The 20,747-nt window shown below is 65.1% G+C and carries 14 protein-coding genes and 3 pseudogenes; 7 read left to right on the top strand and 10 right to left on the bottom strand.

Annotation, left to right across the window (positions count from 1 at the left end):
* Positions 1-33: 33 nt before the first annotated feature.
* From ACTIEW_RS05210 to ACTIEW_RS05220, 3 genes and pseudogenes are all read right to left on the bottom strand, one after another.
* A complete protein-coding gene (locus ACTIEW_RS05210) occupies positions 34-417 on the bottom strand; it encodes a response regulator (RefSeq protein ID WP_439476858.1) in 384 nt (127 codons plus the stop codon).
* Positions 414-3,995 carry a CheR family methyltransferase gene (locus ACTIEW_RS05215; protein WP_439476859.1) on the bottom strand — a complete coding sequence of 1,194 codons (3,582 nt, stop codon included), beginning with the start codon at positions 3,993-3,995 and terminating at the stop codon, positions 414-416. Before ACTIEW_RS05215 ends, ACTIEW_RS05210 begins: the two co-directional genes overlap by 4 nt.
* 316 nt (positions 3,996-4,311) lie before the next feature.
* A pseudogene (locus tag ACTIEW_RS05220) lies at positions 4,312-4,788 on the bottom strand (IS110 family transposase); the annotation flags it as partial.
* A 61-nt stretch (positions 4,789-4,849) separates the two neighbouring features.
* On the opposite strand from ACTIEW_RS05220, the pseudogene ACTIEW_RS05225 reads away from it, so the two are divergent.
* Positions 4,850-5,547: pseudogene (locus ACTIEW_RS05225) on the top strand (IS6 family transposase).
* A 255-nt stretch (positions 5,548-5,802) separates the two neighbouring features.
* On the opposite strand, the gene ACTIEW_RS05230 reads toward ACTIEW_RS05225, so the two are convergent.
* From ACTIEW_RS05230 to ACTIEW_RS05250, 5 genes are read right to left on the bottom strand one after another with little or no spacing between them, the layout of a single operon-like run.
* Positions 5,803-5,940, bottom strand: a complete 138-nt coding sequence (locus tag ACTIEW_RS05230; RefSeq protein WP_439476860.1) for a hypothetical protein — start codon at positions 5,938-5,940, stop codon at positions 5,803-5,805.
* A 37-nt stretch (positions 5,941-5,977) separates the two neighbouring features.
* Positions 5,978-7,258 carry a TRAP transporter large permease gene (locus tag ACTIEW_RS05235; protein WP_439476861.1) on the bottom strand — a complete coding sequence of 427 codons (1,281 nt, stop codon included), beginning with the start codon at positions 7,256-7,258 and terminating at the stop codon, positions 5,978-5,980.
* 2 nt (positions 7,259-7,260) lie between these two features.
* On the bottom strand, positions 7,261-7,773 hold the full coding sequence (locus ACTIEW_RS05240) for a TRAP transporter small permease (RefSeq protein WP_439476862.1): 513 nt from the start codon (positions 7,771-7,773) through the stop codon (positions 7,261-7,263).
* Between the two features lie 37 nt (positions 7,774-7,810).
* Positions 7,811-8,803 (bottom strand): TRAP transporter substrate-binding protein, encoded by a 993-nt coding sequence (locus tag ACTIEW_RS05245; RefSeq protein ID WP_439476863.1) that lies wholly within the window; start codon positions 8,801-8,803, stop codon positions 7,811-7,813.
* The gene (locus tag ACTIEW_RS05250) at positions 8,800-9,612 is read right to left on the bottom strand and encodes a 2-keto-4-pentenoate hydratase (protein WP_439476864.1); all 813 of its coding nucleotides are present in this window, start codon (positions 9,610-9,612) and stop codon (positions 8,800-8,802) included. The genes ACTIEW_RS05245 and ACTIEW_RS05250 overlap by 4 nt, the downstream gene beginning before the upstream one ends.
* A 129-nt stretch (positions 9,613-9,741) precedes the next feature.
* On the opposite strand from ACTIEW_RS05250, the gene ACTIEW_RS05255 reads away from it, so the two are divergent.
* From ACTIEW_RS05255 to kduD, 4 genes are all read left to right on the top strand, one after another.
* Positions 9,742-11,109 (top strand): pectate lyase family protein, encoded by a 1,368-nt coding sequence (locus tag ACTIEW_RS05255; RefSeq protein ID WP_439476865.1) that lies wholly within the window; start codon positions 9,742-9,744, stop codon positions 11,107-11,109.
* A gap of 59 nt (positions 11,110-11,168) precedes the next feature.
* Positions 11,169-12,212 (top strand): LacI family DNA-binding transcriptional regulator, encoded by a 1,044-nt coding sequence (locus ACTIEW_RS05260; protein WP_439476866.1) that lies wholly within the window; start codon positions 11,169-11,171, stop codon positions 12,210-12,212.
* Between the two features lie 70 nt (positions 12,213-12,282).
* On the top strand, positions 12,283-13,116 hold the full coding sequence (kduI, locus tag ACTIEW_RS05265; RefSeq protein ID WP_439476867.1) for a 5-dehydro-4-deoxy-D-glucuronate isomerase: 834 nt from the start codon (positions 12,283-12,285) through the stop codon (positions 13,114-13,116).
* Positions 13,113-13,868, top strand: coding sequence for a 2-dehydro-3-deoxy-D-gluconate 5-dehydrogenase KduD (gene kduD, locus ACTIEW_RS05270; protein ID WP_439476868.1), 756 nt, complete (start codon positions 13,113-13,115; stop codon positions 13,866-13,868). The genes kduI and kduD overlap by 4 nt, the downstream gene beginning before the upstream one ends.
* Before the next feature lie 188 nt (positions 13,869-14,056).
* On the opposite strand, the gene ACTIEW_RS05275 is transcribed toward kduD, so the two are convergent.
* Positions 14,057-15,319 (bottom strand): pectate lyase family protein, encoded by a 1,263-nt coding sequence (locus ACTIEW_RS05275; RefSeq protein WP_439476869.1) that lies wholly within the window; start codon positions 15,317-15,319, stop codon positions 14,057-14,059.
* Positions 15,320-15,583: 264 nt separating this feature from the next.
* On the opposite strand from ACTIEW_RS05275, the gene ACTIEW_RS05280 reads away from it, so the two are divergent.
* Positions 15,584-18,568 (top strand): TonB-dependent receptor, encoded by a 2,985-nt coding sequence (locus ACTIEW_RS05280; protein WP_439476870.1) that lies wholly within the window; start codon positions 15,584-15,586, stop codon positions 18,566-18,568.
* A 103-nt stretch (positions 18,569-18,671) separates the two neighbouring features.
* Complete coding sequence (locus ACTIEW_RS05285) at positions 18,672-19,778, top strand: PfkB family carbohydrate kinase (RefSeq protein ID WP_439476871.1); 1,107 nt, start codon at positions 18,672-18,674, stop codon at positions 19,776-19,778.
* A 223-nt stretch (positions 19,779-20,001) separates the two neighbouring features.
* Here the strand turns inward: ACTIEW_RS05285 and ACTIEW_RS05290 are convergent.
* Positions 20,002-20,717 (bottom strand): annotated as a pseudogene (locus ACTIEW_RS05290) (IS6 family transposase).
* Between the last annotated feature and the right edge of the window lie 30 nt (positions 20,718-20,747).

The raw sequence follows: 20,747 nt of genomic DNA on the forward strand, positions 1-20,747 counted from the left end.
GCTGCGGTGTCGGCAAACTCCCTCAGCCCGTTCCTACCGACGGGCGTTTACCACCCTGGCGCATAGATCGCGTATTTCCTTGTCCAGTTGCGCGCCCGTGAAGGGCTTGGGAAGGCGTGCTTCTTCGCGCAATCGCTCCGGCAGGGCGTGCTCGCTGTAACCACTCAGCAGCAACACCGGCAAGCCGCGTTTCAGGAGCATGTCAGCCACGGGATAGGAATGGCCGCCGCGGATATTGATGTCGATGATCGCGAACCCAAGTGCCGCGTTGGTGGCCATGTCCAATGCCTTTTCCAGCTCGGCGATCGGACCGACGACTTCATGGCCAAGTCCTTCGACCGCGTCCTCTATGTCCATTCCAATCAGGGGTTCATCCTCGACCACGAGCACCCTGAAACGCACGACACCGTCCGTCATCGCGGAGAGTCGTGCGACGGATCTGCGGAGCGGATGCGGCCAATGTCCTCGGCAAACGGAACCGAAATCTCGCAACGGACCCCTGTTGAAAGGAATTCCCGGTTCACCTTGGCGTTCAAGCCACGAACGAGACTGATCTCGATGAGCTTCGTTCCGAAACCTCGGCTGCTCGGTGGCACAACGGGCGGACCGGCGGTTTCTAGCCACACGATTTCAAGCTCCGGCTTGCCCTCCGCTCCGGTAACGCGCCAGCTGACGTCGAGATGCCCTGTCTCGGTCGAAAGGGCGCCGTATTTGACCGCATTCGTCGCCAATTCGTGGAGCGCCAACGCCAGGCCCAAGCTGGCCCTTGATGAAAGCACGACGTCGACGCCCGACATTTCCACGTTATCGCGCTGCTCGTAGGGCCGTAGCTCGGTTGCCACGAGTCCCCGCAATGAGCATTCAGCGCCGCCGAGCTCGGTCAGCAGACCATGCGCGCGCGCGATCGCCTGTATCCGCCCTTCGATATCGGCCCTCGCCGTCTCGTTGGTCCCGTCCGCCTTGAGTGTCTGGGTAACCACTGACGAGACGATGGCCAGAATGTTTTTCACCCGGTGATCGAGCTCGGCCATTAGCGTCTCAGCGCGGTCTTCGGCGGCTTTTCGCACGGCGATGTCGCGCGCTACCGCAGAAGCGCCGATAATCGTGCCCGACTTATCGCGCATGGGAGAGATCGTCAGCGACACATGGATCACCCGGTCGTCCTTGGTCACCCGGCCGATATCGATGTCTGTGATCAGCTCCCCGCGCCGCAGCCGCGTCAGATTATCGGGCCATTCATTGATCTGTACGTCGTCCAGCAACCTGGACATTGGCTGCCCGATGATCTCGTCGGCGCTGTAGCCGTAGATCGTCTCGGCACCCGGGTTCCAGCTGGTGATCTTTCCGTTGAGATCGTGACTGAGGATCGCATCCTGAGACGAGGTGACGATAGCCGCCAGATGGGCCCTGTCGCGTTCTAGCCGTTTCCGATCGGAGATATCGATGAGCGTAATGACCACGCCGTCGATGACGTTGTTGAGGTCGCGGTACGGCTTTACTCGCACCAGATAGGTTGCCGCGCCGTCCTCCGATTCGGCCTCACGCTCCAGGGAACCGAGGTCGCGCTGCACAGTCGCAATGTCTTTGGTCAAGGCCGAGCCGGTCAGGCGGGATGCGAAGTCGCCGATAGGCCGACCTTCGTCGCCCTCCCGTACATTGAAGATTTCAGTGATCGCCGGTGTGAACCGTCGGATGCACAACGCATTATCCAGAAAGAGGGTGGCGATCGAGGTGTTGTCAAAGAGATTCGCGAGATCGCTGTTCGACCTGACGAGACTGTCAGCCCTGTTGTTCAGCTCCGCATTAACGGTTTGCAGCTCTTCGTTGATCGACTGAAGTTCTTCCTTTGACGTTTCGAGTTCTTCGACCGTTGAGTGAAGCTCTTCGTTGACCGATTGGAATTCTTCGTTGGAGCTCTGTAATTCCTCGTTCGCGGTTTCCAGCTCTTCGGTGATGGCCTGCAGCTTCTCACGCGCGGCGATAAGCTCGCCATGGTCTGTATCGGAGGCGAGTGAGCTGACCTCGGGTTGATCCGTGATGTCTGACCCGACAGGTGGACCGAGTTCCTGGAAGGCGAGCAGGAGACACCTCTGCCCCCCAACCGGTTCCGCCATCGGCTCGGCGATCAGGTTGATCGTTTGCGCCTGTCCGGCGACCAGAAAGGTCGCCAGCTCCTGAACCTGCCGCTGGTCTTCGAGCGCCTTTCGGACAAGTGTCCGGACGGGCGAGCGCAGTTGAGTGTGCAGCATCCGAAAGAGATTCAGGCTGGCCCCGCCGCTTACCGGCTCCATGAATTTCGCGACCTGGCCCGAAAAGCGCTGGATCTCGTGTTGACCGTCAAAGACGATATAGGCCGGTGCGAATTGCGCCATCATCCGCGCCGCCTGGTCGTCGATGCCCTCGGCCTCTGACGGCGGCTTGGCCGATGACGCCTTCGTCATTCGGATGCTCGACGGGGATCGCGGAACCTCGGACGCGACATCGAGGCGCCTGAAAATCCGACCGCGCTGGTCAAACGCCTTGAAGAGCCGCGCGCTCGCCGCAAGGGTCTCGGACGGACCGAGCCATAAGAGACCACAGGGTTTGATTCCGTAGTGAAAGGTTGCGATGACGCGCTGCTGCAACGCTGGTTCAAAGTAGATCAGAAGGTTTCGGCAAGACACCATATCGAGTTTGGAAAACGGTGGATCCTTTACCAGGTCATGTGTTGAGAAAACGCACATCTCCCGGATATGTTTTGCGACCCGGTAGCGCTGCCCTTCCTTGACGAAGTGTTTCTCGAGCCGCTCCGCTGTGACGTCGGCCTCTATGGCGTCGCTGTAGAGGCCGATGCGGGCAATTGTAATGGCCCGATCATCGATGTCCGTCGCGAAGAGCGTGACTTGCCGTGGCGATTCGGCGTTCGTCAACGCCTCCTTGAGCAAAATGGCGATCGAATAGGCTTCCTCGCCTGTCGCACAGCCCGCCACCCATATGCGTAGAGGTTGTTCCGGACCACCTCTGGCGATCAAATCAGGCAGCGCGGTCTTCGCCAGCGCCTCGAATACGACGGGGTCGCGGAAAAACCGCGTTACGCCGATCAGGATCTCCCGGAACAGGAGTTCGGGTTCATCCGGCAATGTGCGCAGCAACCCTATATATTGCCGCGGATCCTGGACACGAAGCACCTGCATCCGTCGGTGGACACGGCGCATCAGGGTGCTGGACTTGTACTGGCCGAAGTCTCGCCCCAGGCGGCTGTTGAGCACGGCGCAGATCGTCATCAGGTATTTGGTCTGGTCCGGTCCAGACCCTTCGGACAAGCCATTGCTTGCGACATGGTCTTGGAAGTCGCGATATTCCAGCAAACGCGCCGGCATCTCCTGGGGTTGGAGCACATTGTCCACAAAGCCGCCCGCAGTCGCGCTCTGAGGCATGCCAAACTTGGCGCGATGGTCGAAGGCGGCTTCGCTGAGCGTCAGCCCGCCGCCCTCCTTGATGGCTGCGACACCAATCGTCCCATCGCTGCCGAACCCCGAAAGAATAATCCCCACAGCGTTCTCACCCTGGTCCTCGGCCAACGACACGAAGAAGGTGTCGATCGAGGACTGCCGGGCGGTCGGCGTCTCCGGCGGCGCGACACGGAGAACCCCATCCTCGATCTTCAGGATCGCGTTCTGGGGGATGACTGCGACGGTGTTTGGGGCCGCGACCGTTCCGTCGACGGCCTTCACCACTGGCATCGCGGTATATTCGCGAAGAATCTCAGCCAGCGCACTGTTGTAGTCAGGGTCCAGATGCTGAACCAGGACGAACGCCATACCGCTATCCGCGGGCATTTTGGAAAAGAACGACCGGAAGGCTTCAAGACCGCCGGCCGATGCGCCGATGCCAATGATCAGATGGCCCGTCGTCCCGGGCCAGTTGTCAGTTGGGCCGCCTCCCGCCGGCACATTTGCAGCTGATCGGGGGACCGCCGCAGCTTGGACAGTAGGCGTTGATCTAGGCTTGGCCATGGCTACCAATCCGCCTGCATCGCCGACAAAGCAATAACCCTCGCCGGTGGGTGCTGTCAGGCCAACGCTAAAAGGTCTTGTGTGGACGGCGCTCGATTGGCAAGGGCGTTGAGGTAGGGATTGGTGGGTTACAGTCTTGTGTTCGGCCTGTTGATGCAGGGCTCGGCCTGCTGGCCCTGATGTCGTCCGCTGACCTGGTCTCCTATCTCCGGTGAGCGCTTCGCTGCGCCGACAATTTATCGGAGTGTCCTGGTCTTCGGTCCCGATCCGGATCGCATCACCTCATGGTCCTTGCCAATTTGTGCCGCCGTCGGCGTTAAGCCGCGGCTGGATCCAGTCTGAAGGGCTCACCCCGCCTCATGATCGCCCAGGCGATCCGGGCCATCTTATTTGCGAGGGCGAGGGCGAGGGCGACCAGCTTGGGCGGCTTGCCCTTTTCGAGCAGGGTTTTGGCCCACGTATCCAGACGTCCGGTTCGGGTTTTCGAGTGGCTGAGCACGGCCGTGGCTCCGGTAACGAGCAGGGTGCGCAGGTAGCGATCCCCCATCTTCGACACGCGCCCGAGCCGGGTCTTTCCGCCCGAGGAGTTCTGTCGTGGAGCCAGGCCCAGGAACGCTGCGAACTCCCGACCAGAGGCGAACATGGAAGGATCGGTGACGCTGGCGGCGAGGGCCGTAGCTGTCACGGGACCGACACCCGGAATGCCCGCCAGGCGCTGACTGACCTCAGTGATTCGATGCCATTCGAGAAGCTGCTGATCCAACTGCGCGATCTGCTGCTCCAGGCTGGTCAGCTGGTGCTGGCAGTCTAACGCTAGAAGGTCTCCGGTAAGGGCTTGATGTCCGGGAGGCGGGATGGATCCGATCAGTTTCAAGCGGCATCGGTTCCCCGGAGCCGTAATTGTGCAGGCGGTGCGCTGGTACTTCCGTTTCACGCTCAGCATTCGTGACGTCGAGGAGTTGATGGCCGAACGCGGGATTGCGGTCAGCCGTGATGCGATCCGGTGCTGGGTCATCAAGTTGACCCTCTGATTGCCGCCAACCTGCGCCGGGTGAGATCACGCCCTACCGGCCGTTGGCACCTGGATGAGGTTGTCGTGAAGATCGGTGGCCGGCGAATGTATCTGTGGCGCGCTGTCGATGATGAGGGCGAGGTGTTCGACGTTCTGGTCCAGAAGCGCCGGAACAAGCAGGCGGCGCTGAAGGTGCCGCGCCGCCTCTTGCGCAACAGTGGGATCCAACCGGAGGCTATCGTCACCGATGAGCTGGCCTCGTACAGAGCGGCGATGAAGGTGCTGAATCTCCAGGCCCGTCACCGCCCCGGCGGGATGCGGGAGAACAATCGCGCCGAGAACCCGCACCTCCTGATCCGCCGACGAGAACGCAAACAGCAGAAGTTCAAATCCCAGGGTTCAGCCCAGCGTTTCCTCTCCAGCCACGGTCCGATTTACAACGCGTTCAATCTCCAGCCCCATCTGGTGTCCCGAGCCGGCCTTCGCTCCCTGCGAGGTCTGGCTGACAACGCCTGGGCGGCCGCAACCCAAGCTGCCTGAAACGGGGAAGGGAAGGGGCCATCTGCGGGCTAGGAGACTTAAGTTGTCAGTCCCTCTGGGGGTCTATGGCCCGCAAACGCCCGCCCTGTCTGGCGATCGCACCAGTTTGCGGCCCGCAAGAGTCGAGTCCGCGGGCCTGTCGGCGATGCAATTTTATTGTTGATATTCAATGGTTTAAACGGTGGCGGTGGTGTCAGTCGGAAGATAACCTGTCTGCACCAGGCGCCAGGCAAGGCAGTGGGAGTCGATGCCGGGTCAGGCCGGCAGGTCCTTCACATTCCGCGGAGAAAGCCGGTACGTCATACCTGTCGTCATCACGAGGCGGATCACCTCGGGCGAGTTGTCGAAGTAGCGGAACACGGGACGACCGAGCGAAGCCTCGGCTGACAGCATCCTTCGAACCCAAGAGGCAGTGACCAGCAGAGTTTGTCTATTTCAGGAGGGTCGGAAGCCACAGCGAAAGCGCCGGGATGAAGGTGACCAGCATCAGCACGCCGGCGCAAGTCAGCCAGAACGGCCAGATGGTCTTCAAGGCCCTGGTCATCGGTATGCCGGCGATGGCGCTGCCGACGAACAGGACTGATCCGACCGGCGGGGTGATCAGGCCGATGCCGCAGTTGAGCAGCAGGATGACGCCGAACTGGACAGGATCGACGTCGAACGCCTTGGCCACCGGCAGGAAGATGGGGGTGCAGATGATGATCAGCGGGGCCATGTCCATGAAGGTGCCGAGGATCAGCAGGATAACGTTGATCATCAGCAGGATCACGATCGGATTGTCGGTCAGGGTCTGCAGCAGATCGACCATCATGGTCGGCACCTGCATATAGGCCATCAGCCAGCCGAAGGCCCCGGCGCAGCCAATGATGAACAGGACCACGCCCGAGGTCCGCGCCGCCCCGAGGCAGGCGGCCTTGAAGGCGCGCCAGGTCATGTGGCGATAGATCAGGCCGGTGACGACGGTGGCGTAGACCACGGCGATGGAGGCGCTCTCCACCGCGGTGAAGATCCCGGCGCGGATCCCTCCGAAGATGATGCCGACCAGCAGCAGTCCGGGGATGGCGGCCACCAGCCGGACGGCCACGGCGCGGAAGCCGGGGAAGGCCTCGGCGGCGTATCCGCGTCGCCGCGCCACGACATAGGAGGTCACCATAAGGGCGGCGGCCAGCATCAGGGCGGGGATAATGCCCGCGGCGAACAGGTCGGAGATCGACACCCCGCCGCCGGCTGAGGCCGAGTACAGGATCATATTGTGCGAGGGCGGCACCAGCAGGGCCACCAGTGCCGCCGAGATGGTGACATTGACGGCGTAGTCGGCGTCATAGCCGCGCTTCTGCATCTGCGGGATCATGGTGCCGCCGATGGCCGAGACGTCGGCGATGGCGCTGCCCGAAACCCCGCCGAACAGGGTCGAGCCGACCACGGTGACCTGTCCCAGGCCGCCGCGCACATGGCCGACCATGGACGCGGCGAGGGCGATCATCCGGTCGGACAGCCCGCCCTTCATCATCAGTTCGCCGGTGAAGATAAATAGTGGAATGGCCAGCAGGGCCACCGAGGTGATGTCCGACCCCATCTGCTGGAACACCACGATCGGCGGCAGGGCCAGATAGAGGACGGTCGCCAGGGTCGCGGCCAGCAGGGAGAAGGCGACCGGCACGCCGATTGCCAGAAGGATGGCCAGGAGGCCGAAGAGGATGATGTATTCCACGCTCAGTCCTCCGCCTTCCCGGCGACATCCGGCGCGCGATAGTCACCGGTCAGCAGGCGCTCGAGCGAGAACAACAGAATCAGCGTGCCGCCGACGCACAGGCCGGCGAATTTGAGCCCCGAGGGCAGGGGCGCTCCGGCCAGGGCGACCGGCCATTCGTCGATCATCAGGGTCCCGCCCAGGATCATCAGCCCGGCGCCGGCGGCGGCGGCGATCAGGCGCGCGATCGACTTCAGCAGCCACTGGAGCGGACCCGGCGCCGCGTCGCGGAAGGATTGGAAGGCGAAATGGGTCTCGCGCCGCACCGCCACGGCCGCGCCGAACATCACGGCGAAGCTCATCAGCAGCAGGGCGAGAGGCTCGGTCCAGCCCGGGCTGTCGTTCAGCACATAGCGGGCGAAGACCTGCCACGCCTGGATCAGGGCCATGGCCACGAGGGCAAAGCCTGCGAGCCCCATCGCGAGGCTGGCGAGACCGTCAAGCGCGCGCGCGCTTCCGCGTCGTGGTTCAGACATGCAACGCCCTCCCTGAGCGTCGGGTTTGCGCGGTCGTTCAGGCAACCGCTGCGATCCGTTCGTGGAGCGCGCGCAGGCGCGGCTCGGCGAGATATTTGTCCAGCACGGGCCGGACGGTGGCGGCGAAGGCGGCCTTGTCGACCTCGGCGACCTGGACGCCGGCGGCGATGACCGCGGTGCGGGCGTCGGCTTCGCGCTTGTCCCAGTCGATGCGCATGACCTGCACCGAGCGTCTCGCCACGTCGCGGACCAGTTCGCGGTCCGCCGGCGTCAGGGCGTCGAAACTGGCCTTGGACATGAGCAGGGCGTCGGGAGAGAAGGAATGCTCGGTCTGGCTCCAGAACGGGGCGACCTCGAACTGGCGGCTGGACTGGTAGGCCGGCCAGTTGTTCTCGGCCCCGTCGATGAGATGGGTCTGCAGCGAGGAGAAGACCGCGCCGAAGGTCAACGGCGTCGGATTGGCGCCCATGGCCCGGATGGAGTCGAGGAAGATGTCCGACTGTGGCGCCCGCATCTTCAGGCCGCGCATTTCGCCGGGCTCGGTCACGGGGCGCCGCACATTGTAGAAGCAGCGCGGCGCGGCATCGTAATAGGCCAGACCGATCAGGCCCCGACCCTCGAATACGTTGAGAAGTTCGGTGCCGATCTCGCCGTCCACCACGGCCCGGACGTGAGGCACGGAGCGGAAGACGTAGGGCAGGGCCAGCAGCCGGGTTTCCGGAAAGGCGTTGTTCAGCGCGGCGACGGCGACCCGGCACATGTCGACCGCCTGGAAGCGCGCCAGGCCGATGGAGTCATCCTCGTTGCCCAGTTGTCCGGAGGGAAACTGCCGGATGCCCAGCCGACCGGCCGTAAGGCGCCCCAGTTCCTCGCCCATCCATTTGACGGCGGTCACCGTCGGGAAGTCGCTGGGATGGACGTCGACCGCACTGAAGACGGTCTGGCCATTGGTGGCCGGGCGCGGGGCGCAGGAAGCCAGGCTGAGGCCGGACAGGCCCGCAAGACCGAGAGAACGACGGGTCAGGCTCATACGATGGCTCCTGTCGCCGGGACCGCGAGACAGTCGATATGGCCGTCGGGTCCGAAGTCTGCGGAGGCGGACTGACCGGCGAAGATATCGTGCACCCCGGTGGCGGCGCCGGTCGAGACCAGTTGTCCCGCCTCAAGCCGCCGGCCGCGCCGGTGCAGCAGGTTCAACAGGAAGGCCAGGGAATCGAGCGGCCCCCCCGGAATCGCCGTCGCGCCGCCGCGTCCGATGACGACGTCATTGATGGCCATGGTGCAGGTCAGGCCGGACAGGCGCTGGCGCCAGCCGGCGATCTCGCCGCCGAGGATCAGGCCGGCGTTGTTGCCGAAGTCCGAGGCCGTGACGGCCGGGCCGTGGTCGTTGATGCCCGCAAAGGGGCTGCCGGCGATCTCGACACCGATGAAGGCGCGGGAGACCAGCGTCGCGACCGTATCGACGGTCCAGTCGCCGCGATCCGGCGCGGTTTCGCCGATCTCGATCACATATTCCGCCTCGACCGCCGCGAAGCCGCCCTCGATCACGCCGAAGTGGGTCGGGGTCTGGCCGGCGGTCCAGACGCTCCGCGAAAAGATCGGCCCGGCCAGCCGTCCGGCGCCGAAGCGCACATCGTGTGGGGCGTTGATCCGACCCAGTTTCCAGCCCGCGATCCGGTCCGGCCAGGCGGCGATCGCCTCGTCCTGGATGGCGTATGCGGCCTCGAGCGATTCGGGCTGCAGGCCCGGATAGGCTTCAAGCGCGCGACCGCCGCGACGCGCGCCGACAAAGGCCCGCGCGATCGGCGAAGTCGCTGAATTATCGTGTGCGTGGCTCACGCCGCCTCCCTGTTACGGCAGACATTGCGCAGGAAGGAAACCGGTGTCAATTTGAATCCGGCGACGCCTTTCCGGCGCCGCCCCGGCTCAGGGTCGCGACGACAGGCGACCGTGCGATAGGATGGAATCATGACCCTGCTCCGCCTCGCCGCCCTCGCGGCCGCCCTCGTCCTTCCCGCCGCTTTGGCGATGCCGACGTTCGCGCAGACGCCCGCGCCGGTCGCCGCCGACGCGCTGCTGCCTGCCTTCCCCGGAGCCTTGGGCTGGGCGGCGCAGACGCCGGGCGGGCGTGGCGGTCAGATCATCCGCGTCACCAATCTGGACGCCTCCGGCCCCGGTTCGCTTCGCGCCGCCATCGAGGCCGACGGGCCGCGCATCGTGGTGTTCGAGGTCGGCGGGGTCATCGACCTGGGCAAACAGACGCTGCGCCTTCGCAACCCCTTCATCACCATCGCCGGCCAGACGGCGCCCTCGCCGGGCATCACCCTGATCCAGGGCGGCATGGACATCACCGCCCACGACGTGATCGTCCAGCACATCCGCATCCGTCCCGGCTCGGCCGGCGGCGCATGGATGAGCGGCTGGGACGAGGACGGCATTTCCACCATCGGGGCCTGGAACGTCATCATCGACCACTGCAGCCTGACCTGGGCGACCGACGAAAACCTGTCGGCCTCGGGCCCGCGCTTCACCGGTTCGACGCCCGAGGAATGGCGCCGCGGCACCAGCCACAACATCACCTTTTCGAACAATCTGAACGGCGAAAGCCTGGCCTATTCGACCCATTCCAAGGGCGAGCATTCCAAGGGCTCGCTGATCCACGACAATGTCACCGGCCTGCTGATCGTCGGCAATCTGTACGCCCACAACTACGAGCGCAGCCCCCTGTTCAAGGGCGGGGTGCACGGGGTGATCGTCAACAACCTGATCTACAACCCGGGTCCACGGGCCATCCACTACAACCTCGCACCCGAAGAATGGGGAACCGTCCCGTTCGAGGTCGGCAAGATGACGGTGATCGGCAATGTCCTGCGCGCCGGCCCGTCGACGCCGGTCGACCAGCTCGCCTTCATGATGATAGGCGGGGCCGGCGACGTGGAATACTACGGCCGCGACAACATCGCCGTGGACCAGGTCGGCGAGCCGATCCGCATGTTCGGCCGCTACACCACCAGCCCGGCGCGCATCATTCAGACGCGCCGTCCGCCGGTATGGTGGGAGGGCCTGACGCCCATGCCCGCCGGTGACGTCCAGCGCGCGGTGCTGTCGCAGGTCGGAGCCCGGCCATGGGACCGCGACATGCGCGACGTGCTGCTGATCGCGGAAGTGGCCGAGGGCCGCGGCGAGATCATCGACCACGAGCGCGAGGTCGGCGGTTATCCAGCCGTGATCGAGGCGACCCGCAAGCCGTTCAACCGCGACGACTGGGACCTGCGCTTCATGACCCCATTGCGCGACGAAGTTCTGGACCGGCCGGCGACGCGACGCGGGACGTGACCGCTGACAGCGTGCGCGGCAACGTCTAAGGACAGCGTTCGGCCAGAGAGACTCCCTCAGTGAACAAACCCGGACGGACCGGCGTCAAGCCCGCCACGATTAACGACATCGCCCGGCTCGCCGAGGTGTCGAAGAAGACCGTCTCGCGGGTCATCAACAATTCGCCCTTCGTCAAGGAAGAGACGCGCAAGCGGGTCGAGGCGGTCATCGCCGAGCATGGATTCACCCCCGACCCGCAGGCCCGGGGCCTGGCCTTCCGGCGGTCGTTCCTGGTCGGGATGATCTATGACAATCCCAGCCCGAACTATGTGGTCAACATGCAGCAGGGCGTGCTGGACGCGGTGCGCGGCTCGGGCCTTGAACTGGTCGTCCACCCCTGCAACCGGGGCACGGACACCTTCCTGAACGAGGTGCGGGCCTTCATCGTCCGGCAGAAGCTGTTCGGCGTGGTCATGCCGCCGTCGGTGTCCGAGGACGACCGGGTGGTGGCCATCCTGAAGGAGGCGGATTGTCCCTATGTCCGGATCGCTTCGGTCTCGCTGGACGAACCCGCCTGTATGGTGGTGACCCACGACAGCCGCGGCGCGGCCCAGGCGGCGCGGCATCTGGCGGAGCTGGGGCACAGGCGGGTGGCCTTTATCTCGGGTCCGGACAGCTTCCGGTCTTCACATGAGCGCGGACGGGGTTTCAGCGAGGGGCTGGCCGAGCACGGGCTGGTGCTCGATGATCGCTATGTGCGCCAGGGCGCCTATACCTTCGAATCCGGGGTTGAGGCGGCGGCCAGTCTGCTGGCCATGGCTGAGCCGCCGACCGCGATCTTCGCCGGCAATGACGAGATGGCCATCGGCGTGATGAAGGCCGCGCGCGACGCCGGTCTCGACGTGCCGCGCGACCTGTCGATCGTCGGCTTCGACGACCTGCCGATGGCGTCGCGCGTCTGGCCCAACCTGACGACCGTCCGCCTGCCCATCCGCGACATGGGCCGTATGGCGGCCGAAAAGCTGACCGCCCGCAGCCGCGGGCTGGATCCGGCGACCCTGGTCCAGCCCGAGGTCGATCCCTTCCTGGTGGTGCGCGATTCGGCGGCGCCGCCGGGGCGGTAGCACAGACCTTGCCCCCGAACATGACACCGGTTACCTAGACGGCGCGCCCCGACCCCGACAAGGTGATCCCATGTACTGCAAGACCTATCACGCCACCCATCCGGACATGATGGACGGGGTCACCAATGATCAGCTGCGCGAGCGCTATCTGATCGACGGCCTGTTCGCGGGCGGGGATATCCGCCTGAACTACACCCACTATGAGCGGTTCGTGATCGGTGGGGTCCAGCCGGGCGGCGCGACGGTGAAGCTGCCTGATCAGACCGAGCCGGCCTCGGCCGCAGGCCATCCGTTCCTCGAGCGGCGCGAACTGGGCGTGGTCAATGTCGGCGGCGCAACCGGGACGGTCACCGTCGACGGTCAGGCCTATACGCTGGAGGCCAACGACGGCCTCTATGTCGCCATGGGTTCGAAGGACGTGACCTTCGCCGGCGACACCCGTTTCTACCTCGCCTCGACCCCGGCCCATGTCCGCTACGAGACCAAACACATCTCGCTGAGCCAGGCCGTGCCGCTGGAGCGGGGCGCGCTGGAGACTTCGAACGAGCGGACCATCTACCAGTACATCGTCCCGGCCACCTGCCAGTCGTGCCAGCTGCTGCTGGGCCTGACGATCCTCAAGACCGGCAGCGTCTGGAACACCATGCCGCCGCACCTGCATGACCGGCGCTCGGAGGTCTATTTCTACTTCGGCCTGGGCGCTGACGACCGCGTCTTCCACTTCATGGGCGAGCCTGATGCGCAGCGCCATATCGTGGTCGCTGACGGCGAGGCAGTGGTGTCGCCGCCGTGGTCGATCCACATGGGCTCGGGCACGTCGAATTACACCTTCATCTGGGCGATGGGCGGCGAGAATCTGGACTATACGGACATGACCGTCCTCGACATCTGCCAGCTGAAATGAGCGGCTTTGACCTCACCGGGCGGGTGGCCATGGTCACCGGCGCCAACACCGGCCTGGGCCAGGCCATCGCCGTCGGACTGGCGCAGGCCGGGGCCGACATCATCGCCGTGGGAAGGTCGGCGCCGACCGGGACGGCGGCCATGGTGGCGGAGACGGGGCGAGCCCTGCACCCCATCTCCGCCGACCTGTCGTCCATCGCTCCTATCGCTGATGTAGTGGCCCAGGCCGTAGCCGCGGTCGGAGCGATCGACATTCTGGTCAACAACGCCGGCGTCATCCGCCGCGCCGACAGCCTCGACTTCACTGAGGAAGATTGGGACGCGGTCATCGACACCAATCTGAAGACCGCCTTCTTCCTCAGCCAGGCCGTGGCCCGGACCTGGGCGGCGGCGGGCCGGGGCGGCAAGATCATCAACATCTGTTCGATGCTGAGCTTCCAGGGCGGCATCCGCGTGCCGTCCTATACGGCTTCCAAGAGCGGTCTGGCCGGGCTGACGCGTCTGCTGGCCTGCGAGTGGGCGAGCAAGGGCATCAACGTCAACGCCATCGCGCCGGGCTATTTCTCGACCAACAACACCGAAGCCCTGCGCGCTGACGAGACCCGCAACCGCGACATCCTCGCGCGGATCCCGGCTGGCCGCTGGGGCGATCCGTCCGACATCAGCGGCGCGGCGGTCTTTCTGGCGTCGGATGCGGCGGCCTACGTCCACGGCACGGTGCTGGCGGTGGATGGGGGTTGGCTGGCGCGGTAGGGCCTACCCACCGCTATCGTCATCCCGGGGGGCGCGAAGCGAACCCCGGGACCCAGTGGCGCGTGAAGCGCGAAGCTGTCGACAGCCTGGGTGTGTCAGATCCGCTGCCCGGAAACGTACCGTCGGTGTTTCGCCGCCGTTGCGGCGCCGCTGGGTCCGGCCTTCGCCGGGATGACGAAAGCAGGGAATCAGTGGGCCAAGCTGTTCAGCCAGTCTTCCAGGTTGGTATAGCCATCGCCGTCCCGGTCGGCCGCTCCGTCAACTGCGTCGGCAGGATTGAGGCCATGGGCCGTTTCCCAGTTGTCCGGCATGCCGTCGCCATCGCCGTCGATCCAGGGTGATCCCGCACTCAGTTCCGGCCAGCCGCCGACCTGGGACTGGCTGTCGATGATGCGGCCGGTCCGGTCGCGGACGCCCCTGATGATGCGGGCGTCGACGGCGTCGCGCACCCGGCCGGCGCCGACGTGGGCCAGTACGCGGACCTCAGCCTCCGACGCTGTTTCGCTCGCGGCGTCCGCCCAGTCGGGTCGGGTCGCCAGCCGGTAGTCCGGGCGGTCCGAATCCTTCACCAGACTCCACGGGTCGACCGGGACGGCGCCGTCCATGGCGTTGCCCTCGAACCAGGCGCGGGCCAGCGGATTGGATTCCTCGAACGCCTGCCGGCCGGCCGAGTCCGGACCGGGGATGTAGGCGTTGCCGATGAAGGTATAGGCCGACAGGCTTTCGGTGTCGGCGTTGTAGCCTGCGTGACCGCCGCTCCAGTCATAGAAGACGTTCGACCGGAACTCGAACCGGGCCCCCTCGGGATCGACCGAGGGCGGATTGTAGTTGCCCGGCCGGGGCATGCGCGCCCGGTGAGCGGCCCACAGATTGTGATGGAAGGTCATACGCGCGCCGTGCCCGCCACGCACCAGCGTCCCGTAGCCGTGGTCGCCCTTGGCGTGGCCGGAGGCGTTCAGTGATTCCGCGATCAGCGACCACTGCACGGTGACATCATAGATGCCGCGCTCCGGCGGGTTGTAGCGGCTGCCGACCGACAGGGTCTCGTCGACGGACCAAGAGGCGGAGATGTGATCGAGGATGATCCGGCGGCCGCGTTCGACCGATATGGCGTCGGCCTCGACCCCGCTCTCGTCCCCGAGGCGCGAGCGGAGATGGCGGATCACCACATCATCGGCCGACACGACCAACGGATGGTCGCGCAAGGTGATTCCGCCACCGGGCGCTGTCTGGCCGGCGATCGTGATGCGGCCGCGCCGGACGGTCAGGGGCGAGGCCAGGCGGATCAGGCCGCTGATGTCAAAGATAACCGTGCGCGCCCCATCAGACTCGACCGCCGCGCGCAGGCTGCCCGGACCTGCATCGCCCAGATGCGTCACGCGCAGGACGCGTCCGCCGCGTCCGCCCGATGCAAACCGGCCCGCACCTTCGGCCCCGGGAAATGCGACCACGCTTTCGGCTGATTGCGCGAATGCAGGGTGTGCCCCCGACGACACGCCAATCACGCTTACCGCAACGCTGGTGACAATGAGGCGACGAAGCGGGGTTGCGAAAGCGGGGATCATCAGGTTAGGCTCATGATTGCTACCGGTGTCAGAAGTCATTCCATGCGAAGATGACACCGGTGTCAAACGATTGGGCCAAAGAAGCCGGGTCGCAATAACACATAGACCGGGGCTACCTCGGCGTTCTGTATGCCCATTGGGAGGGAGCATATGTTGCAAGCCATTCAGCCGGGGATGACCCGCACTTTTCGCCGCAGCCTGTTCGCCGGAGCGTCCGGCCTGGCCGTCGCCCTGTCGCTTGGCCTGGGAGCCGGCGCCGCCGCGGCCCAGACCGCGCCGCCACAGGAAGCCACCGAAATCGACGAGATCGTCGTCACTGGCTTCCGGGCCAGTCTGACCGCCGGCCTCGACGCCAAACGGCGTGACGCCAACGTCATCGACGTGATCGTCGCCGAGGACATCGCCGACTTCCCCGACCTGAACCTGGCCGAGTCAATTCAGCGCGTCCCGGGCGTCGCCATCGACCGTGACGCCGGCGAGGGCCGCTCCATCACGGTCCGCGGTCTGGGCTCCGATTTCACCCGCACCCGCATCAACGGCATGGAGGCCCAGGCCACCGCTGGCGGCACCGATTCATCGGGCGGCGCCAACCGCGGCCGCGGCTTCGACTTCAACGTCTTTGCTTCCGAACTCTTCAACAGCATCACGGTCCGCAAGACCGCCGCGGCTGAGACCGAGGAAGGCTCGCTCGGCGCGACCGTCGATCTGCAAGCCACGCGGCCCTTCAACAACCGCGGCTTCACCATGGCCGCCTCGTTCCAGGGCGGCTACAACGACCTGTCGGAAAACTGGGACCCGCGCGCCGCCTTTCTGATCAGCAACACCTTCGGGGCGAACGACGAGTTCGGCGCGCTCTTCTCCGTCGCTTACAGCGAGCGCAACATTCTAGAGGAGGGCTTCAGCTCCGTCCGCTGGGCGCCGGCGTTTGGAACCGGCAGTTCGGGCGGCTTCTGCTCGCCCGTCGGCGTTGCCCCCCAGAACCCGGGCAACAGCGGGGCCAACGGCTCCAGCGCCGCCAACTGCTCGACCGGCAATCCGCGTCCGGCCAACACCCCCGGCAACGTCGCCGCCTACAATACGGCCAACCAGAACAACGTCTTCATCCCGCGCCTGCCGCGCTACGGTCGCCTGACCCATGAGCAGGAGCGTCTCGGCCTCACCAGCGCCTTCCAGTGGCGCCCGGCCGACACCACCCTGTTCTCGCTGGATATCCTGTATTCCGAGCTGCACGCGACTCGTCAGGAAGACTTCCTGGAATCGCTGTCGTTCAGCCGCAACGCCGCGGCCGGGGGGCAAACCCAGGTCATCGTCCGCGAGGCCGAGGTTCAGAATGGCATGCTGGTCTACGGCCTCTTCGACAACGTCGATGTCCGGTCCGAGTCCCGCTTCGACGACCTGACCACCGAGTTCCTGCAGTACAGCCTGACCGCCGAGCACGATTTCAGCGACCGCCTGCGCGGCCGCGCCTACTACGGTCGGGCGGAATCTGACTTCGACAACCCGTTCCAGACCACGGTCACCCTGGATCGGCGGGACACGGACGGCTTCTCGTGGGATTTCCGCGGCAATCCGAACGCGCCGCTGATCGACTACGGCTTCGACGTCACCAGCGCGGCCGCCTGGTCATGGAGCCAGACCGGCTCGCCGACGCCTCGCTCCGAGATCCGCATTCGTCCCCAAGGCGTCGACACCGTGTTCGAGGCGGCCCAGGCCGACTTGGAATTTGACGCAAACGACTGGCTGACCATCAAGGGCGGCGTCAACTGGAAGACCTACGGCTCCCGCTCATTCGAGTTCCGGCGTCCCGACGAAACGGTCGTGCCGGCCTTGCCGGGCGGCACCACGGTGGCGGACATCTCCAACCTGCTGACCGGCTACGGCAGGAACCTGGTGCCCGCCGGCACGGCCACCAGCTGGCTTCGCCCCGACCTGGACGCCATCGCGACGCTTTTCAACATCTACTGCAACTGCAACACCGGCGTTCCTGGTGGCGACTTCACCATGTCCAGCTTCACCAACGGCAACGCACGCGGCGGCAACCGCTACGTCAGCGAGGACGACCTGGCCTTTTACGTCCAAGCCGACTTCAATACCGAACTGTTCAACATGCCGTTCCGCGGCAATGTCGGGGTGCGCCAGGTCAATACCCAGCTCTACGCCGAGGGCTACAGCTCGACCGGCGGCGGCACCCTGGTGTTCGGAACGCATGAATATGACGACACCCTGCCGTCGCTGAACCTGGCGCTGGAGCCAGTCGAGGATCTGATCGTCCGTTTCGGCGTGGCCAAGGTCATGGCGCGCCCGCAGATCAACAACTCGCTCTCGGGTGCCAACTATCTGGTGCCGACGACCTCGCTGAACGCGACGGGGCCGAACTTCACCGCCACGATCGGCAATGTGAATCTGGATCCGTTCCGGGCCACCACCTACGACCTCAGCATCGAATGGTATTTCGCGCCGGAAAGCCTGCTGTCCTTTGCCTATTTCTACAAGGACATCGACACCTACATCCAGGTGATCCGGCAGGACCTGCCCTATACGGACCTGACCGCGCTGAACCCGTCGGCGTTCGACCCCGCCTTCTGTTCCGGCGCCTGTTCGCCCACGACGATCTTCGCGCTGACCTCGGCGGTGAACACCGACGGCGGTCCGCTGTCGGGCTTCGAGATCAGCTACCAGCAGCCGTTCCGCTTCCTGCCGGGCCTGTTCTCGAACACGGGCGTCCAGTTGAACTTCACCCACGTCGAGTCCGAGATCGACTACTGCAACGACGCCCTGTGCTCGACCTTCGTCACGGCCGATCTGATCAGCCTGTCGCCCCGGTCGTGGAACGCCACGCTCTACTATGAGGATGACCGGTTCTCGGCCCGGATCTCGGGTTCGTCGCGAGAGGGCTATATCCAGAACGTGCCCGGACGGAACGGCAACAACATCGAAGGCAAGATGGAGACCTTCAACGTCGACGCCGCCGCCTCGTACCAGATCACCGAACATGTGCAGCTGACCTTTGAGGCGATCAACCTGACCGACGAGTTCAATCACCAGTTCGTCGGCGACGGTCTCGATCGCGAGAGCACCTCAGTTTATCATCACACGGGCCGGCAGTACTTCTTCGGTGCGCGCTATCGCTTCTAGAATCGCGTTCTCCTGAACGTGTCTTGAGGACCGGCGGCCTTGTCGCCGGTCCTCCGCTTTTTCCCGTTTCCGCGGTGTCGGGACAGGCCTACAGGATTCCCGGATGTCTCCCCTGCTGAGCCTTCGCCCCGCCCCCGACTGCCGATGGGACATGGCCGCGCTCGGCGAGGTGATGCTGCGTTTTGATCCCGGCGAGCGCCGGGTGCGTAGCACGCGCTTCTTCGACGTCTGGGAAGGGGGTGGCGAATACAATGTCGCGCGGGCCATGTCCCGGACCTTCGGCCTGCGCAGCGCCGTGGTCACGGCGCTGCCTGACAACGACCTCGGCTGGCTGGCCGATGATCTGATCGCCCAGGGCGGGGTGGACCGCAGACACGTGGTATGGCGCGAGGCCGACGGGATGGGGCGCAACACCCGGCTGGGCCTGAACTTCACCGAGCGGGGATTCGGCGTCCGGCCGGCCCGGGGCCTCTCTGACCGCGCCAATTCTGCGGCCAGCCAGCTGCGCCCTGGCGAGATCGACTGGGATCGGCTGTTCGGCGAGGAGGGCGTGCGCTGGTTTCACACCGGCGGCATTTTCGCCGCTTTGTCCGCCACGACGGCCGAAGTCGCCATTGAGGCGGTGGAGGCCGCTCGACGGCATGGAACGGTCGTCTCCTACGATCTCAACTATCGCGCCAGCCTTTGGGAGGGTCACCCCGACCCGGACGCCGTCCGTCGCGTGAACCGCGCTATCGCCGGCGCAGTCGACGTTATGATCGGGGATGGACATGGGTTCGAAACCTGTCTGGGCGTCGACCTCACAAAGGCTGAGTCCGGAGACGGCTCGGACCTCGGGGCCTCGGCCTTCGCTGTTGCAGCCGAGGCCTATTGCGATCTGTATCCCCGGACGAAGATCGTCGCCGCCACACTCCGGCGTCCATCGACGGCAAGTCGCAATGACTGGTCCGCAGCGGCGTGGAGCGGCGGCGCACTGCAGACCGCGCCGGTCTGGGCCGACCTGGACATTATGGACCGGGTGGGAGGCGGCGACAGCTTCGTTTCAGGCCTCGCCTGGGCCTTGATGAATGACCACTCCGTCAAAGAGGCTGTTGCTTGGGGCGCGGCCCATGGCGCCCTGGCCATGACCACACCCGGCGACGCCTCCATGGTTTCGCATCCGGAGGTCGCAGCCCTGCTGGCCGGCCGCGACGGTCGGTCTATCCGATAGGTCGGCCCGCGCCGCATGCGCAGAAGCGCAGGCTTGGAGTCCGCAGGATTCGCCGTCGGGAAAGGCCGGCCTCACCGGGCGATCGCACCGGTCCAGCCGCCGCCGAGGGCGGAGTTCGGTCAACAAGTCTAGAATAAAATTCTGATCTATATAGAAAAAGGGTGCTGTCAGTCCAACGACAACTTGTCTCCACTGAGCGCAGGTAGGGCAGGGGACGCGAGGCCTATCCGGCGAGCGTCTTCCACTCAGCCAGGGCGGCTGAGCGTTGGGCCTTGTATGTCTCTCTGCTGATGAGGTGGCGGTCCTGATTGAAGTGGTTGTGGAAGGCGGCATGGACGGAGCTGAACTTCTGCAGCGTCTCATCTGCCGGAAGCGGAGCATGGCCCTTTCTCGTCGTCGGAAGGGCAGATGTGAGTTCTCCACCCTGTTGTTGGCCCACCTGCCAACCTCCTGCTTCTCCGCGTTGCCGAGCTCTTTCATGGCGGCCTTGTAGGAGCGCAGACCATCAGTGGTGATGGCCTTGGCGCGGCCGTGCCGCTTCATGAGTTTCTTCATGAACTTCAGAGCGGCCGGCTTGTCCCTGGTCTTGCCGGCAAAGGATTCCAGCACCTCGCCCTCGTGATCGACGGCCCGCCAGAGGTAGTGCATCTGGCCGTTGATCTTCACGTAGACCTCGTCGAGGTGCCACCGCCAGTGGGTGAAGGCGCGCATCTTCTGGACCCGCTTCCTGCGGATCTCCGCGGCGAACATCGGACCGAACCGGTTCCACCAGAGCCGCACCGTCTCATGGCAGATGTCGATGCCGCGCTCCGCCAGAACGTCCTCCACATTCCGGAGCGACAGCGGGAATTTCACGTACATCATGACCACCGTCCGGATCACCTCCGGCGACGAGTCAAACCAGCGGAACGGATCGTGGGTCTTTTTTGGACGGGCCATTCTGCCCGCCTAAACGCTACGCCTTACAGA

The organism is Brevundimonas sp. (genome assembly GCF_051860745.1).
Taxonomy (GTDB): domain Bacteria; phylum Pseudomonadota; class Alphaproteobacteria; order Caulobacterales; family Caulobacteraceae; genus Brevundimonas.

What these genes read in the sequence shown, in the direction of transcription:
- ACTIEW_RS05215 (WP_439476859.1), bottom strand. Translation starts at nt 3,995, where the DNA reads ATGGCCAAGCCTAGATCAACGCCTACTGTCCAAGCTGCGGCGGTCCCC.
- ACTIEW_RS05240 (WP_439476862.1), bottom strand. Translation starts at nt 7,773, where the DNA reads ATGTCTGAACCACGACGCGGAAGCGCGCGCGCGCTTGACGGTCTCGCC.
- kduI (WP_439476867.1), top strand. Translation starts at nt 12,283, where the DNA reads ATGTACTGCAAGACCTATCACGCCACCCATCCGGACATGATGGACGGG.
- kduD (WP_439476868.1), top strand. Translation starts at nt 13,113, where the DNA reads ATGAGCGGCTTTGACCTCACCGGGCGGGTGGCCATGGTCACCGGCGCC.
- ACTIEW_RS05245 (WP_439476863.1), bottom strand. Translation starts at nt 8,803, where the DNA reads ATGAGCCTGACCCGTCGTTCTCTCGGTCTTGCGGGCCTGTCCGGCCTC.
- ACTIEW_RS05210 (WP_439476858.1), bottom strand. Translation starts at nt 417, where the DNA reads ATGACGGACGGTGTCGTGCGTTTCAGGGTGCTCGTGGTCGAGGATGAA.
- ACTIEW_RS05285 (WP_439476871.1), top strand. Translation starts at nt 18,672, where the DNA reads ATGTCTCCCCTGCTGAGCCTTCGCCCCGCCCCCGACTGCCGATGGGAC.
- ACTIEW_RS05280 (WP_439476870.1), top strand. Translation starts at nt 15,584, where the DNA reads ATGTTGCAAGCCATTCAGCCGGGGATGACCCGCACTTTTCGCCGCAGC.
- ACTIEW_RS05255 (WP_439476865.1), top strand. Translation starts at nt 9,742, where the DNA reads ATGACCCTGCTCCGCCTCGCCGCCCTCGCGGCCGCCCTCGTCCTTCCC.
- ACTIEW_RS05230 (WP_439476860.1), bottom strand. Translation starts at nt 5,940, where the DNA reads ATGCTGTCAGCCGAGGCTTCGCTCGGTCGTCCCGTGTTCCGCTACTTC.